Here is a 15,669-nt window from a genome sequence, read left to right on the forward strand (position 1 = left end):
GGATGGGTTGAGCATCGCGATACCCATAATGAGCGTGATGGGTATCGCGATGCTCAACCCATCCTACAAAACTGCAAGCGTTCGGCTTGCAGTTTGTCGCCATGATCAATTGTGGGCGTGCAGAGCCTCATTCAGCTCAATCGCCGACTTGTGGGTTTTGCACTCCACGGCACCACTTTGCGAATTGCGGCGGAACAGCAGGTCTGGCTGGCTGGCCAGGTCGCGCGCTTTGAGCACTTTGACCAGGTTGTTGTCGGCATCCAGCAGGTTCACTTTGGTGCCGGCGGTGATGTACAGGCCTGACTCCACGGTATTGCGGTCGCCCAACGGAATGCCGATACCGGCGTTAGCGCCGATCAGGCAGCCTTCACCCACGGAAATGACGATATTACCGCCACCGGACAAGGTGCCCATGGTCGAGCAGCCGCCGCCCAGGTCGGAACCCTTGCCGACGAATACGCCAGCAGAAACGCGGCCTTCGATCATGCCAGGGCCTGCGGTGCCAGCATTGAAGTTGACGAAGCCTTCGTGCATTACGGTGGTGCCTTCACCGACATAAGCACCCAGACGAATACGCGCGCTGTCAGCGATACGCACGCCGGCGGGTACGACGTAGTCGGTCATTTTCGGGAACTTGTCTACCGAGAACACTTCCAGCAGTTCGCCTTTCAGGCGTGCTTCCAGTTGGCGCTCGGCCAGCTCGGCGAGGTCAATCGCGCCCTGGCTGGTCCAGGCCACGTTTGGCAGCAGCGGGAAGATCCCGGTCAGGTTCAGGCCGTGCGGCTTAATCAAACGGTGCGACAACAGGTGCAGCTTGAGGTAAGCCTCAGGGGTGCTGGTCAGTGCGGCGTCTTCAGCGAGCAGTGTGACTACCAGCGGCTTTTGGCTTTCGGCTAGGCGGGTCAGCAGTGCGGCTTGTGCAGTATCTACATTCTTCAAGGCTTCGGCCAGATCAGCCGCTTGGTTGTTGCTGATGGCGATGGCTTGGTTACCGCCCTCATAGCCAATTTTTTCCACGACTTTAGCGACCAGGTCGCTGGCCGGGTTGAGTAGAGGCTGGGCATAAAAGACTTCCAGCCAAGTATTCTGGCGATTCTGGGTGCCAACGCCAAAGGCTAGGCTGAAGAGGGTAGCGCTCATATTGTTTTCCTTACCGCAAATTCGTGTGGGCCGAGTGGTTCACGCCACGTCGGTGGCATAACGGTCGGCCTTGAAGCCAACCAGGGTTTTGTTGCCGAGATCCAGCACTGGGCGTTTGATCATCGACGGTTGGGCGAGCATCAGTTCGATCGCCTTGTGCTGGTCGAGGTCGCTTTTCTGCGCTTCGTCCAGCTTACGGAAGGTGGTGCCTGCACGGTTCAGGATGGTTTCCCAGCCATGCTCGTTGCACCACTTGTCCAGATTGACGCGATCAATACCGGCGCTCTTATAGTCATGGAAGCTGTAGTCAACGCCGTGCTCATCGAGCCACGTGCGTGCTTTTTTCATGGTGTCGCAGGCTTTGATGCCATACAGCACGTAACTCATTGATTTACCTCTGAAGGACCCAGTAGGCCGAATCCCTACTGTTTCGTGACAGCCGAAGGGGCGGATTATGCCACGTCGATCAACTCTACGCCGCCGATGTTACGGAACAACGTGTTGCTGGCGGGCGTCGCGATCACGCGGCTGCTCTCTGCTGTAGAGGCTTATGGCCGCTTGGCTGCACTGCGATGTTTTAAGGCGGGGTTGCTCTGATTTTGCGGGCGGGCCAGCATCGGCTGCAGCTCAGGCTGCGCAGCCGATGCATCTACCACGTTAGCGGCTTACAGCTTGAAGTTGCCAACCAGCTCATCCAGTTGTGTCGACAGGCTTTGCAGGCTGGTGCTGGACTGGTTGAGTTGGTCAGCGATGCCTGTGGTTTCCTGGGTGAGGTTGTTGATCTCTTCGACGTTGCGGTTGATCTCTTCGACCACGCTGGATTGCTCCTCAGTGGCGGTGGCAACTTGAATGTTTTGGTCGCTGATCTGACCAATATGGGTGTTGATTTGCTCAAGTGAGGCGGAGGCCTTGCCGGCGTACTCCACCACGCGTTCGCTCTGCTGACGGCCTCGGGACATGACCTCAACTGCTGCGCGCGATTCGGTTTGCAGGCGGTCGATCACCTGCTGGATTTCTTCGGTCGAAGCGCCCGAACGGCTGGCCAAGGTACGCACCTCGTCGGCCACCACGGCAAACCCACGACCCTGCTCGCCAGCGCGAGCCGCTTCAATCGCGGCGTTGAGTGCCAGTAGATTGGTCTGTTCGGAAATACTGCGGATGGTGTTGAGCGTTGAACTGATCGCGTTGATCTGTTCGGCCAATTTCTCGACCACGTGGGTGGCTTTTACCAGTTCACCACTGAGGGTATCGATCTGCTGATGTGCCTGGGCCACTACATCGCGGCCTTCGCTCGCATATTGGCTGGCTTCACTGGCCAAGGTGGCGGCATTTTCGGCATTGCCGGCAATCTCATTAACGGTTGAGCCTAGCTCATGGATTGCCGTGGCGACCTGGACGGTGCGATCGCTCTGCGAAGCACAGTTGCTCTGGGTCAGGCGGGCTCGCTCAGCCACCTCGCGGGCCATCGCAGACAGTTGGCGTGAGTTACCTGCCAACTGCTGCATGGAGGCGTGAACCTTGGCAATAAAGCTGTCGAAACTGTTGGCGATGTCGCTCAGTTCGTCTTGGCCGGGCAGTTCGATGCGGGTGTTCAGTGCCAGGTTTTCTGCCGCGTTACCCAGCTTCTCTTGCAGGATGGATACACGGCGGCGCAGGTTGGTGACGATCAGCCAGGCGGCGATAAAGGACACCAGCAAGCCAAGGGCAATAATCAGCAATTGACGGTTGCGACCACTGGCATAGCTCTCATTGCTGAGTTGGTTCTGCTGTTCCGCCTGTTGCAGCAGGCCGTCTAGCAGGTCGTTGGCGCCTTGGCGCATAACCCCATAGCTCTTGGCGTAGCGATCACGGTAGAGCTGCTGGGCGCTGGCCATATTGCCGGCGTCGAGAGCTTGAAGCAGTGGTGTTAGCTCATTGCTCACCATGTTTTCAAACTGCTCCAGCAAGCGCTGTGCCTGTACTTTGCGCTCTGGGTTGACCTGTGCGTCGACCGCGTTGCGCATGGCCTCGCGCATGCCGGGAATGTCTTCGTTGAGCGCTTCCTGAACACGGGTTTTGACGCCGCGCTCGTCGCGCAGAGCGGTGTCTTGCAGCAGCATCATGTCGATACCCACGCGCATGCGTGGGATGCGTGAGGCGGCCTCGGCCATCGCGCGCATCGGGGCGGAGGTATTCAGGTACAGCGCACTGGCCTGCTGCTGCATGGTGGACATGCTGTTCAGGCTGGTCACCGCCACCAGAATCAGGGCAATACAGGGGATGGCGACGGCGACGATCAGGCGGGTTTTCAGGGTCAGGGAATCGAGGCGCATTGCGGCCAGTCCTTAAAGTCAGGAGAAAACAGAGTGGTGGGGCACAAACTACAGAGTAGGTGTTGTGATCTGTTCGTGCCGGCCTGGTTGCTGTGGGATTTATGGCTGATCAGGCTATCGGCAAGTTGTGGCAGATCATGAGTGTGTCCTTGAACTGTGGGTTAAGCGGCGTTTTGCCATGAAGCGTTCGGGCAAATGAACGTTCAATAATCTCGTCAGTGGCTACCGTTAGGCTTGTCAGGTCTCTACAGTGGCGTTCCGCTTATCGTCCTACTGGAGTTTTTGTGTCTGACATATCCCCACCTAACCCGGGTAGCTGGAAGCTGCCTGTACGTTTTACCCCGTTGGCCTTTGCGTTTTTTATGTCAAGCATCATGGCGTTTCTCATGTGCCTGGTAATCACCGCAGCCAACACCGGGTTTACCGAAGGCTACCTCGTGCGCGTGCTCACGGCTTACCAACTGGCGATGCCGGTGGCGTTCTGTTGTGTGCTCTTCGTTAGGCCGCTGGTCATGCTGCTGGTGCGTATGACGGTGCGCTCAGGGCCGTAACGGCTGCGGCTTTTCACCCTTCGATGGCTGTATGGTCATCATGGTGCACGACTGTGTCTATTCGTTGAGTCCCGCTGTCTTGAGAATGCCAGGACTCCATTGCGCAGGGCTCGCCATGCATATCGCCATCCTCACCTTTGACGGCTTCAACGAACTGGATTCGCTGATTGCTTTGGGCATCCTTAATCGCATCAAGCAACCGGGCTGGCGCGTGTCGCTGGCGTCGCCGAGTGAAACGGTTACCTCGATGAACGGCGTAACGCTGCATCGTCAGGCCCGTTTGGATGAGATCGAATCATGTGATGCGGTACTCGTCGGTAGCGGCATCAAAACTCGTGAAATCGCTCAGGATGCCGCCATCATGCAGGTGCTAGCGCGGCTTGATCCTGCGCGTCAGCTGATCGGCGCGCAATGTTCCGGCACCTTGCTGTTGGCGAAGGCAGGATTGCTCAATGGCATTCCCGGTTGCACTGACCTCACCACTAAACCCTGGGTGCAAGAGGCGGGTATCGACGTGCTGGAACAACCGTTCTTCGCCCGTGGCAACCTGGCCACTGCCGGCGGTTGCCTGGCCTCCATTTATCTTGCTGCTTGGACGTTGGTGCGCTTGGTTGGCCGTGATGCGGCTGCCGAGGCACTGCACTACGTTGCACCGGTAGGTGAGAAGGCGGAGTACGTTGCGCGTGCGCTCGGCAATATTGAACCCTATCTGGATTGCGACTGATCTAACGCTTGCGCCGTTTAACCCTGCTTGAGGTTAGTAAGCGGCCGGCCAGAGCAGCGGCAGCACATGCTCGCGCAGCAGCGGCGCTAGACTTGCTGGCGGTACGTCATCGGGTGCGAGCCAACGCAACTCTTCCAGTTCGGCGGCAGGGCTAACGTCATGGTGTAGGCGGGCCTGGAAGACGCTGGCATCAATCCAGGTATCGGGCTCATTGGCCGCTGCGGCGTGGAACTGGCCGAGTGGCTGAAGTGCGTGGGCCGGCAGGCTGAGGTTGAGTTCTTCTTCTAGTTCGCGGGTTAGCGCGGTGATGGCATCTTCGCCGGGCTCGGCTTTGCCGCCGGGCAGCATAAAGCCCAGTGTGTTGCGTTTGCGTACCAGTAGTACGCGGCCGGCGTCGTCGAACAGGCAGGCGGCGGAAATGGTCAGGGTAGTCATGGGCTTTCGCTTTGCGATGTGTGTGGCGCTTCAGTGCACAGAGCCTGAGGCGCGGCGTTCGTGTACCAGCGCCAATGCGCGCTGGGTCATTTGGTCGAGCTGGCGGTCGCGTTGTTTCTCCGCCTCGCTCATGGCCTTCTTGCCATGTTGCTTGAGCAAATAGGCGTGGATTTGCCGCACTTCCGTGGATTCGAAGATGGGCGCCAAGTCCTGCACCGCCACCAGGCCGTCCGAGCGATAGGCGCGGGTGCTCATCAGCACTTGCGGGCCGTGCGCTGCCAACAGCTGAAAGCCCATGGCCTCGAAGGTCGGCACTTTGCTCGCCACGCAGGCCAATTCGGTATGCGGGTGGCGGCTGATTATCTGCTGCAGCATGGCGCGGGCAACACCGCACCGGCGCTGGTTGGCCTGCACGGCCATATACGCCAGGGTGCAGGCATCGGGGTCATCTTTAGCCGGCAGATACAGGGCAAAGCCCAGCACTTGCGATGGGTCTTGGTCGTCCAGCGCGAGGATCAAGCGCGCGCTGCTCTCCAGTTCACTGTCCATGGCTTGCAGGTACAGGTGCATCTCGTAGCCGATGACGTATTGATACAGCTGGTAGAGCGGGTTGCTCGGCGTTAGCGACATCGGGCTGATGTCGCTGAGGTAGTCCACCACCATTTGTAGAACCTGGCTTTTCAGCGACTCGGGTGGCGGGGTGTCCAGGTGTGCAAGGGTGAACATCGTCAGTCTGGCTCCGGGCGTGCACGGTTGTGGCGTTAGCGTGGGCGGCATTGTAACGCCCATGTGCTTGACGCGGTTCATGCGTGGAGTCGAGTGGAATGCTGGCGGTGCTGCACTGCCGCCGGGCATCCGTTGTGTGCTTAGCCCAGTTGCTGGGCTTTCAGGTGGGCAAGATAAGTCCCTTCTGGCGGTTTGTTGGCGAAGTAGCTTTGCACGCCGGCAAAAATGGCCGCGGCGACTTTCTGCTGATGGCGCGGTTCAACCAACCGCCGACAGTCCCGGAGGTTGGACATAAAGCCTGTTTCAACCAAGATTGACGGAATGTCCGGTGATTTAAGCACCGCAAAACCGGCTTGTTCGACGCGTTTTTGGTGCGTACCGGCCACTTTGCCGATGCTCTGCAAAACGCTGTGGCCAAGGTCGAGGCTGGTGCTGACGGTCGAGGTCATCGACATGTCGAGAATCACCCCAGCAAGCACGGGATCTTTATCTTTAAGAGGCAGCAGGTCCGCCGCGCCCATCAGGTCGGCCTTGTTCTCTTGGCGGGCCATCCAGCGTGCCATGGTTGATGTTGCGCCGCCTTCTGACAGCGCAAAAACTGAGGCACCGGATGCGCTACGGCGCGGCGCGGCATCGGCGTGTACCGAGATAAACATGTCGGCGTTGCGTGCACGGGCGATCTCCACGCGTTTGCGCAGAGGGATGAACACATCCTCATTGCGCACCAGTTTGGCGGTGTAACCCTTTTGCGCATTGACGCGTTTGGCCAGCAGTTGCGCAATCGACAGTGCCACGAGCTTTTCCTGTTCGCCGGCGGCACCTAAGGCTCCCGGGTCCTTGCCGCCATGCCCGGCGTCGATCACCACTATCAGGTCGCGCGCCGCGCCGGTTGGCCTTTGCGCTGGCGTTGCCGTGGTGGCGGCTAATGCCGCAGTAACGCTTGGCGCATGGGTTAGATCAATCACCAGCCGATGGCCTTTGTTGCCACTGGGCGTTAGCGCAAATGCATGTGCGTTCACTGGATGCGTGAGTTCGAGGACCACGCGTGTGCCATGACCGCTACGCCCGCTGCGCGCGCCTGTTATCAGGTCATTCGCGGTGATTAAGCCACTCAGTGATTGGGCTAGTTCGGCGTCACTGAGATCAATGATCAAGCGTGGCGGGGCATCGAGCTGGAAGGTTTGAAAGTGCACTGGCCCGCTCAGGTCAAAGACGATGCGGATGTTGCCGTTGTCATTCCAGCTTCGTGAGGCAATAACGCGCTCAGCAGCATAAATAGGGCCGGCGGTTGGCATGACCATTCCGGCGAGGAGGAAATTGAGCAAATGACGTCTCTTCATCGCTTCTCTATTGCAGGGTGGTGGCGAATAAAAGTAATGTTACAACATATCATTTCTGGCGTATTGCCTTCGATGTCTTCGCTTTGTTGTATTCACTTCCCCTGGACCGCTCAATGCCCCCGATGATTCTGCAATGCCATGGTTTGCAATGGGGCGTTGCCGGACGCGCCCTGACTCCACCCCTTGATCTGCAACTCAGCGAGCCTGGCGTTATGGCCATCGTAGGTACCAATGGCTGCGGGAAAAGTAGCCTGCTGAAAGTCATTGCCGGCCTGCAAAAACCACTGGCTGGCCGCGTGCAGTTGAGTGGCGGGCGTGTGGGTGGGCTGGGCTACCTGGTGCAACAGCCGCAATTGGATCGGCAGTTTCCGATTGATGTGCGGGCGCTGGTCAGTGCCGGTTTTTGGGGCATGAAGTTGTCTGCACGCGAGCGAGACATGCGCCTGCAACGTGCGCTTAGTGACTGGCAGCTCGACGCGTTGGCTGAGCGTTCGCTACTGGCGCTGTCTGGCGGTGAGTTGCAACGCGCGCTGCTGGCCCGCATGGGCCTGACCTCGGCAAAACTGCTGCTGCTCGACGAGCCGGAAGCCTCCTTGGACGAAACCGGGCAGCAATTGCTCTGGCAACGCGTCAACGATTGGCGTGAGGAGGGCAGGAGCGTGCTGATCGTCAGTCACGACCTGCCAACAATCCGCCAGCAGGCACAGACATGTCTGCACATCGACCCACAGGGTTGCCGTTATACGCCAGGCGACTGGCTGGCACCGCTGGCGTCAGCTGAGGTGGCTTGAGTGATCGCCGTACTGTGGCAACCCTTTGTTGAATTCGCTTTTATGCGCCGCGCCTTGTTGGGTGGTTTGCTGCTGGCCGTGAGTGCGGCACCGTTGGGCGTCTTTCTTATGCTGCGGCGGATGAGCCTGATGGGCGACGCAATGGCGCACGGTATTCTGCCGGGGGCTGCCATTGGCTTCTGGATCGCGGGTCTGTCACTGCCGGCCATGACCCTTGGCGGATTAACCGCAGGTTTGGTGATGGCCGGAATCGGCGCGCTGGTCAGCCGGCATACCGGCTTGCGCGAGGATGCCAGCCTGGCCGCGCTCTATCCTATTTCACTGGCCTCAGGGATCTTGCTGCTGGGTTTGGCTGGGCGGCGCTTGGATCTGCTCGGCCTGCTGTTTGGCTCAGCATTGGCGGTTGACCGTGACACGCTGGAGGCCATGATTGGCGTCTCTGTCGTTAGCCTGAGCACCTTTGTGCTGATCTACCAAACGCTGTTGTTGGACAGCCTGGACCCTATTTTTCTGCGCACCGTCAGCCGTCTTGGGCCAGCGGCCTATGCGCTTTTTCTTGGTTTGGTGGTGCTCAATCTGGTTGTCGGCTTTCAGGCCATTGGTGCCTTGATGATGGTCGGCCTGATGATTCTTCCCGCCGTAGCGGCGCGCTTCTGGAGCCAGCGCCTGCCCATGCACATCGCCATCGCGGCGCTGTTGGGCATGCTGTCCGTCTGGTTGGGGTTGTTGCTTTCCTACTATGTCGCGCTGCCCAGCGGCCCGGCGATTGTCGCCACGGCTGGCGCTTTCTATTTCTTCTCCGTGGTGTTCGGCCCTGTGCGTGGGCTGCTGCGGCGCAACTTTTCTCCCATCCCCATTTGAGGTGTTCCGTTATGCGTAAGCTATTGGTTTTTTGCACGCTGTTGCTGTCGTTCTCGGTATCTGCTGCTGAGCGCATAAAAGTGGTGACCAGCTTCAGCATCCTGGCTGATATCACGCGCAATATAGGTGGCGACTACATTGAACTGAGCAACATTGTCGGCCCCGATGGTGACGCCCACGTTTATGAGGTAACGCCAAAAGATGCGCGAAAAGTGCAGGACGCCAACCTGATTATCGAGAACGGCCTGCATTTTGAGCCCTGGCTGGATCGCTTGGTGGCGAGCACTGAGACCGCAGCTACAGTGATTAAGGCAAGCAACGGGGTGATCCCGCGCAGCCTTGAGGAAGACGGCGAAACGATCCCTGATCCGCACGCCTGGAACAACTTGGCCAACGCCACTATTTATGCAGCGAACATCACCAAAGCACTGATGGAAGCCGACCGTGCTCATGCGGCTCAATACCAACATAACCACGATGTCTACCTGAAGAAGATCAAGGCCCTGCTGGTGCACGTGGATAAAACCTTCCACAACCTGCCAGCGGGTAACCGGCGCATCGTTACTTCTCACGATGCATTCGGCTATATGGGCCAAGCCTACGGCATTCAGTTTATTGCCCCGCAAGGCCTGTCGACCGAGCGCGAACCCTCGGCAGCTGAAGTGGCTGCGCTGATTCGGCAAATCCGCCAGGATAAAATCAAGGCCGTGTTTGTCGAGAACATCAAGGATGCCCGGCTGCTCAAGCAGATTGCCGAGGAGAGCGGTGCCCATATTGGCGGCACGCTGTACTCGGATGCACTGGCCGCCGAAGGCCCGGCCAGTACCTATTTGGGGCTCTACAAATCCAACGTAGACACCCTGGATAAAGCCCTGCGTCGTTGATTGCCTGCTGAACCAATTGCGTGCGCGGCGCTCTGATCAGAGCGCCGTTGCAATTGCGGTCCCGTAGCCTTGTGGAGCTGTCGGCAGATGTCGGAAAACTACGTCGTACCCCGCACTGAACATGAGCATTTCCTACGCCAGGTATGGGCGATGGTTACGCCTTACTGGCGCAGCGCGGAGCGCTCCAAAGCCTGGCTGCTGTTAGCCGTCGTCTTCGCCCTTGAACTTGCGGATGTTGGCGTTTCGGTCGGGCTAAACCAGTGGTATCGCTACTTCTACAACGCCCTGCAAAACCATGATTTGAGTGCTTTCATCAGGCTGGTGCTGATCTTCTGTGCGATCGCTGCGGTGGCAATCCTGATGGCAGTGTATCGACTCTACCTCACACAGATGCTGACCATCGGCTGGCGGCGCTGGCTGAGTGAAAAGTACTTTGCGACTTGGCTGCGCGATAAGAACTACTACCGGCTTGAACGCGGCGGTTACACCGACAACCCTGACCAGCGACTGGCTGACGACATCGATGGTTTCACCAGCTCGACCCTGGGTCTCAGCCTTGGCTTGTTGCGTAACCTGGTCAGCCTCGCGTCGTTCTCGGTGATCCTCTGGGGGCTGTCCGGCTCCTTTGAGCTGTTGGGTATACAGATTTCGGGTTACATGTTTTGGGTGGCGTTGCTCTATGCCAGCATCGGCAGCGTGATCACCCATTACATTGCACGCCGCCTGATTTCGCTTAACAACCAGCAGCAGCGTTACGAAGCCGATATGCGTTTTGGCCTGGTACGCGTGCGCGAAAACGCCGAGAGCATCGCCCTGTACCACGGCGAGACTAATGAGCAGCAACGCTTGATGGCCCGCTTCGGTAAGGTCTGGAGTAACTACTGGAACCTGATGAAGGTGCAGAAGCGCCTGACCTTTTTCACCTCGGGCTATGGCCAGGCAGCGGCCATCTTCCCGTTGCTGATTGCCGCGCCGCGCTATTTCGCCGGCAAGATCGAACTGGGCGAGCTGATGCAAATTAACTCGGCGTTCGGCAATGTGCAGTCAAGCATGAGCTGGTTTATCGATGCCTACGCCAGCCTTGCCAGTTGGCGGGCAACCTGTGATCGGCTATTGAGCTTTGATCAGGCGATGGCCGGCAATGCCGCGCAAAAGCCCCTGAGCGTGGTGGGCCAGGGTGGCAGCATCGAGATCGATAACCTGTGTTTGCCGCTGGGCGATGGCCGCGAGCTGGCGGTGCCGCGCTTGTCCTTGTTGCCCGGTGAGCACGTGCTGTTGGGCGGTAGCTCCGGTACCGGCAAAAGCACCTTGTTGCGTGCCATGGCCGGGCTGCTCGACAAGGGCAGCGGGCAACTGTCGATGCCAGCCGCGACAACCCTGTTCTTGCCGCAAAAACCGTACTTGCCAGTAGATACCCTGGCCGCCGTGCTGTGCTACCCGGACAGCCCCAGCGACTATACATCTGAGGCCATGCAGCACGCGCTGCAACGCTGCCGGCTCGATGGCTTGTTGGCGCGGCTAGACGAGACTGCCCATTGGCAACAAACCCTCTCGCCCGGTGAACAGCAACGTCTAGCCATCGCCCGAGCGTTGTTGCTGGCACCCGCCTGGCTGTTTCTTGATGAAGCCACCTCCGCATTGGACGAGGCCGACGAAAGCCTGCTTTACCGTGTGCTCGTCGAGGCATTACCGGAGACCACGCTGATCAGCGTCGGCCATCGTCGCAGCTTGTATGCCCTGCATCAGCGCCATCTACTTATCCGCGCCGGTGAGGTGGTGGCAGGCTGAATCCCTTGGGCTAAACGTTCAGGCGTTTAGCCCGCCGCTGGCTCTTGTTGAGCAGACCCGTCCTTGGCCTCGGCAGTTGCGCCGCAACGACCGCTTCTCTGTGGTCTGGCTTCGGCTATGATGCGCCACCGAAAAAGCCGCGCATCAATCATCAGGTCACTATGTCCATTAATGCTCTCTATAGTGATCTGTCCGATTACTACGATCTGATGTGCGCCGATATCGACTACCAGGCGCAAAGCCACTGCATTCATCGGTTGCAGCAGTTGTTTGGCAACGACGGCAGCCGCCATCTGGATGTGGCCTGCGGGACGGGGCCGCACGTGCGCCATTTTCTCGATGCCGGTTACAGCAGCAGTGGGCTGGATATCAATCAGCCGATGTTGGACAAAGCCGCCATTCGCTGCCCGCAGGCGCACTTTTCGCTGCAGGATATGTGCAGTTTCAGCGTGACTGAACCGCAGGACTTGATCACCTGCTTTCTCTATTCCATCCACTACAGCGGCACGCTTGAGCGGCTGCAAGCCTGCATCGCCAGCGTGCATGCCGCGCTCGATGCCAATGGCCTGTTCTGCTTTAACGCGGTGGATAAGGACAAAATCGACAACCGCTTATTTACCGCACACAACGCCCAGTATGGCGACAGCCAGTTCACCTTTAGTTCCGGCTGGAGCTATGCGGGCGAGGGTGAGCGGCAGACGTTGCGCTTGCGCATTGAGAAGTCCACCGCAGGGCAAACCGAGGTGTGGCACGACGAGCATCCGATGGTAGCGGTGAGTTTTGTGCAGTTACAGGCGCTGTTGCAACCGTACTTTGAGGTGCATGTGCTAGAGCATGATTACCAGAAGCTCATCCCGTGGGATGGCGAGTCTGGTAATGCACTGTTTGCCTGCGTGAAGATTTAGCGCGTGAGTCACAACGTGGGGTGCTTTGCGTCGGCTGGGCGATGCCAGTAGCGTGTCGAGGTAGGTGTTTGCTGGGTTGCTATGTGTAAAACGCAAGCACCGAACCATGGCACCTGCTAATCATCCGTGCCAAGATTTATCGGCAGATAAACGAGAGGTTTTGCCATGGAGCTGCAGAATATTGGGTATGAAGCCCTGCACCGGCCGAAGAGGGAGCGGGCACAGCTGGTCCAGTGTTTACTCTTAAGTTTTGAAGCCCCCTCAGAAGATAATTTCAGAGTTTTCCTTCAGTATTTTCGTTATCAATTGTTTGACGAGAAAAGTCTGATGTTTTTTAGATTTTAGCTGTTGCCTGATTTTGTGGGCAGTATTCAAATTGTGGAAAGCTGTAAATTCGTAACAATCAGTGTGAAGTGCTGTTTGGGATTTCTTGCATAAGTAAGCCATGGTTTATGAGTGACGAGAAAATACATGGGTGCAGTGTTTTTTTAGCTTGGCTAAGTAGTTTTAGATTTTAGTAGTGGTCATTTTTATTTTGAGAGAATTATGATAAATCAACTGCGTGAAAAATATCAGCTCTCGATGTTGGCGTTGCTCGGTGCAGTTGCGGTATTGGGTGTTGCTCCCTTTGTGGTTATCCGTTATCAGGAAGGTAACTTCATCGCAATGCTCGTTGATATGCTGCTTATTATGGGCCTCATAAGCATTGTGGCTTGCGCGTATTTATTCAAAAAAACTCGAATTGTCAGTGCGATAGCTGCCGTATTTATTAACGCTGGCGCAGTGACCGTTGCTATTAATAATGGAGTGGATGGTGTTTTGTGGGTTTACCCGGTGTGCGCTAGCACGTTTATTCTAGTAAGGCCTGTTGAAGCCCTGCTGATAAATTTTGTTGCGGGTGCTGTGGTGGTGGCCTTGGCGGATGTGTTCAAGATTGTCTCGCTGGATTCTTTTGTTATCACGAGCTTGATGTTGTCAATGAGTGCTTATGTGTATGCTAGTCATAGTTTGAAGCAGTTCAATCTGCTGGAGACCTTGAATACTATTGATCCTTTGACGGGAGCTTTTAATCGTCGCTCGTTGCGCTCAGATATGGCGGCGGCATTATCCAGTGCGCAACGTAATGGCACTCAACAGTTATTAGCTATTGTGGATGTCGACCACTTTAAGGTGGTGAATGATAATTATGGTCATGCTGTTGGCGATCAAGTGTTGAGAGATTTTGTCGCCATTACTATGGCCAATATTCGCAAATATGATCGGCTTTACCGGTTCGGCGGAGAGGAGTTTGTCCTGCTTATTTCTGAGGTCAGCCTTGAGCAGCAACAGGCGTGTATCAACAACCTTAGAGAGGCAATCAGGAATAATCTGAAAACGCCGGATGGTAAGCAAGTAACAGTGTCATTTGGCGTGTCTGCCTGGGTGCCGGGGACTACGGCTGATACCTGGCTGAAGCGCGCTGATGAAGCACTTTATTTAGCCAAGGCGGGTGGCCGTGACTGTGCAGTGTTCAGTGACGATTCTGCGGTAATCGGCTAGCGCATTTTTGATGATCGTACCTGCGCCGAGCGTGGGCACGATCAAGAGGGAGTGGCTGCAACCATGTCGTACGCGGCTGCGTCCTTTGGCGCGTGCCGCAGTGGTCGCCGCAGATCAACCTGTTCCCTCTGGCCGTGGTGCGTCTCGGGTAATATGGCGGCGTACTGAACGCAGACCCGGAAGAGCCTTATGCCATCGCCGAAACGAAAATACTCAGGTACGGAGCGTGAGCTGATCCGTACCCTGACCCTGGCCTGTGAAACGGCAAAAAGCGAAATCGTCGGCTTCCAGTGGCTGACCCATGAGGTGGACTACGAGTGTTTCCCGCAGAGCCTGCGCGTGACCTGGATGTTCGATAGTGAGGCGCATAAGGCGCACGCACTCGCCGGTTCGGACAAGGCGAGGATGTTGGCACTGACCCTGGCTGCCTTCGATGAGGTGGGTATCAGCGTTTCCAGCATTGCTGAACACGTGGCGTTTGCAGTCGAGCAACCGGCAAGGGGCAGACGTGGCCAAGGACATTGAAAACCCCTGCGTGTCGCTGTGCCAGCTCAACAGCGAATTGTGCGTAAGTTGTGGGCGTACGCGTGAGGAAATCCGTAAATGGCGGGGCATGAAACGGCCGGAGAAGATGGCTACCGTGCAGAGGGCTACAGCGCGGGTGAAGGCGATAGCTAAGAAGAAGAGCAAAGGCTAGCGAGAGGTTGATCGTTCCCTCGCAGTGTGGGGGAACGAACAAGTGTCGATCAGTTGTTCAGGTAGCGGGCGGCCACCTGATCAATGAAGCCTTCCTTACGCAACTGATCCAGAGCGCTTTGCAGTTTCTGTACGACTTCATCCGGCGTTTCCTTGTTCAGCGCCAGATACAGTTGCGTGCTGCTTATGGCAAAGGCCACTTCCAGCTTGCCGATACCTGCCTTTCCAGCCTCGTAGTTGCCTGCCGGGTTGGTGGTCGCCCACAGGTCAAATTCACCGGTTTGCAGCTTGGCTGGCGCATTGCTCAAGACGTTTTTCACGGTGAAGTTTTGCTTTGCCAGATACTGGCTGACACTGGTGCCTTCGACCGAACCAATGCTGTACTTGCGGGCGTCGTCGAGGCTGTTCAATACGATCGGGTTACCGGGAGTCTTCAGGAGCACCAGTTGAATTTCACTCAATGGCCCGACCCACTTGAAGCGTGACTCGCGGTCTACCGTGCGGCTGAGCGAATACACGGCAAAGCTGGGTTGTTTTTCGGCCATCTCTTGCAAGCGGCTCCAAGGGAACCGCAGTGTCATCTGGTAGGGCACCTCGGCACGCTTGAACATCTCGACCACTACCTCCTTGTCGATCCCGTTAATACCGCCTTCGCGCTCGAAGTTCTTGCCGCTGGCCGACATGCTGAATGGCGGATAATTCTGCGTCAGGATTTGAACCATATCGGCTGCCTGGGTGGTGCCAGCGAACAGCGGCAGTAGTGCGAATGCTATGCGGCAGATTATTTTGTTAAGCATGGGCAACTCCTTGTGACCTTGATTATCGTGACGCGAACATTCTGAGGTTCGCCTGGTTAATTTGATGCGTGAGGTTGATGCCTACCAAATGGATTCCGAGCCGTGCCTTTTCACGCGGAGTGTGGCTCGGTGAAGCGATAAGCATGCAGCGGCCGCGCAACGGTCTTCATCAGCATAAGC

Annotated in this window: 17 protein-coding genes and 1 pseudogene; 10 read left to right on the forward strand and 8 right to left on the reverse strand. The window is 57.2% G+C overall.

The window, feature by feature from the left end:
* Positions 1-105 precede the first annotated feature (105 nt).
* From dapD to VCA57_RS11105, 4 genes and pseudogenes are all read right to left on the reverse strand, one after another.
* On the reverse strand, positions 106-1,140 hold the full coding sequence (dapD, locus tag VCA57_RS11090; RefSeq protein ID WP_411185086.1) for a 2,3,4,5-tetrahydropyridine-2,6-dicarboxylate N-succinyltransferase: 1,035 nt from the start codon (positions 1,138-1,140) through the stop codon (positions 106-108).
* A gap of 39 nt (positions 1,141-1,179) precedes the next feature.
* Positions 1,180-1,527 carry an ArsC family reductase gene (locus VCA57_RS11095; RefSeq protein ID WP_411185087.1) on the reverse strand — a complete coding sequence of 116 codons (348 nt, stop codon included), beginning with the start codon at positions 1,525-1,527 and terminating at the stop codon, positions 1,180-1,182.
* 278 nt (positions 1,528-1,805) lie between these two features.
* Positions 1,806-2,645, reverse strand: a complete 840-nt coding sequence (locus tag VCA57_RS11100; RefSeq protein ID WP_411185511.1) for a methyl-accepting chemotaxis protein — start codon at positions 2,643-2,645, stop codon at positions 1,806-1,808.
* Between the two features lie 246 nt (positions 2,646-2,891).
* A pseudogene (locus tag VCA57_RS11105) lies at positions 2,892-3,452 on the reverse strand (MCP four helix bundle domain-containing protein); the annotation flags it as partial.
* 293 nt (positions 3,453-3,745) lie between these two features.
* Here VCA57_RS11105 and VCA57_RS11110 point away from each other — a divergent pair.
* Both VCA57_RS11110 and VCA57_RS11115 read left to right on the forward strand, forming a co-directional pair.
* Complete coding sequence (locus tag VCA57_RS11110; protein ID WP_411185512.1) at positions 3,746-4,003, forward strand: DUF2798 domain-containing protein; 258 nt, start codon at positions 3,746-3,748, stop codon at positions 4,001-4,003.
* A 115-nt stretch (positions 4,004-4,118) separates the two neighbouring features.
* The gene (locus VCA57_RS11115; protein ID WP_411185088.1) at positions 4,119-4,727 is read left to right on the forward strand and encodes a DJ-1/PfpI family protein; all 609 of its coding nucleotides are present in this window, start codon (positions 4,119-4,121) and stop codon (positions 4,725-4,727) included.
* A gap of 33 nt (positions 4,728-4,760) precedes the next feature.
* On the opposite strand, the gene VCA57_RS11120 is transcribed toward VCA57_RS11115, so the two are convergent.
* The 3 genes from VCA57_RS11120 to VCA57_RS11130 form a co-directional block, all read right to left on the reverse strand.
* Complete coding sequence (locus tag VCA57_RS11120; protein WP_411185090.1) at positions 4,761-5,162, reverse strand: NUDIX hydrolase; 402 nt, start codon at positions 5,160-5,162, stop codon at positions 4,761-4,763.
* A 30-nt stretch (positions 5,163-5,192) separates the two neighbouring features.
* Positions 5,193-5,888, reverse strand: a complete 696-nt coding sequence (locus VCA57_RS11125) for a GNAT family N-acetyltransferase (RefSeq protein ID WP_411185091.1) — start codon at positions 5,886-5,888, stop codon at positions 5,193-5,195.
* Between the two features lie 140 nt (positions 5,889-6,028).
* Positions 6,029-7,228: an N-acetylmuramoyl-L-alanine amidase gene (locus tag VCA57_RS11130; RefSeq protein WP_411185092.1), complete on the reverse strand. Its 1,200-nt coding sequence runs from the start codon at positions 7,226-7,228 to the stop codon at positions 6,029-6,031.
* 113 nt (positions 7,229-7,341) lie between these two features.
* On the opposite strand from VCA57_RS11130, the gene VCA57_RS11135 reads away from it, so the two are divergent.
* From VCA57_RS11135 to VCA57_RS11170, 8 genes are all read left to right on the forward strand, one after another.
* Entirely contained in the window at positions 7,342-8,019 is a 678-nt protein-coding gene (locus VCA57_RS11135) for a metal ABC transporter ATP-binding protein (protein ID WP_411185093.1), read from the forward strand.
* Positions 8,020-8,061: 42 nt separating this feature from the next.
* Positions 8,062-8,880, forward strand: a complete 819-nt coding sequence (locus VCA57_RS11140) for a metal ABC transporter permease (protein WP_411185513.1) — start codon at positions 8,062-8,064, stop codon at positions 8,878-8,880.
* 11 nt (positions 8,881-8,891) lie between these two features.
* Positions 8,892-9,764: a metal ABC transporter substrate-binding protein gene (locus VCA57_RS11145; RefSeq protein WP_411185094.1), complete on the forward strand. Its 873-nt coding sequence runs from the start codon at positions 8,892-8,894 to the stop codon at positions 9,762-9,764.
* A gap of 87 nt (positions 9,765-9,851) precedes the next feature.
* Positions 9,852-11,552, forward strand: coding sequence for an ABC transporter ATP-binding protein/permease (locus VCA57_RS11150; protein ID WP_411185095.1), 1,701 nt, complete (start codon positions 9,852-9,854; stop codon positions 11,550-11,552).
* Positions 11,553-11,713: 161 nt separating this feature from the next.
* Positions 11,714-12,457: a class I SAM-dependent DNA methyltransferase gene (locus tag VCA57_RS11155; protein WP_411185096.1), complete on the forward strand. Its 744-nt coding sequence runs from the start codon at positions 11,714-11,716 to the stop codon at positions 12,455-12,457.
* A gap of 546 nt (positions 12,458-13,003) precedes the next feature.
* Positions 13,004-13,996 (forward strand): GGDEF domain-containing protein, encoded by a 993-nt coding sequence (locus VCA57_RS11160; protein WP_411185097.1) that lies wholly within the window; start codon positions 13,004-13,006, stop codon positions 13,994-13,996.
* Between the two features lie 189 nt (positions 13,997-14,185).
* The gene (locus VCA57_RS11165) at positions 14,186-14,521 is read left to right on the forward strand and encodes a hypothetical protein (RefSeq protein ID WP_411185098.1); all 336 of its coding nucleotides are present in this window, start codon (positions 14,186-14,188) and stop codon (positions 14,519-14,521) included.
* Positions 14,505-14,693, forward strand: coding sequence for a DUF1289 domain-containing protein (locus VCA57_RS11170; protein WP_411185099.1), 189 nt, complete (start codon positions 14,505-14,507; stop codon positions 14,691-14,693). The genes VCA57_RS11165 and VCA57_RS11170 overlap by 17 nt, the downstream gene beginning before the upstream one ends.
* 49 nt (positions 14,694-14,742) lie before the next feature.
* Here VCA57_RS11170 and VCA57_RS11175 read toward each other — a convergent pair whose 3' ends face one another.
* Entirely contained in the window at positions 14,743-15,489 is a 747-nt protein-coding gene (locus tag VCA57_RS11175) for a substrate-binding periplasmic protein (protein ID WP_411185100.1), read from the reverse strand.
* Between the last annotated feature and the right edge of the window lie 180 nt (positions 15,490-15,669).

Origin of the sequence: Pseudomonas sp. (assembly GCF_046581935.1) — a bacterium.
In the GTDB taxonomy this organism is placed as follows: domain Bacteria; phylum Pseudomonadota; class Gammaproteobacteria; order Pseudomonadales; family Pseudomonadaceae; genus Aquipseudomonas.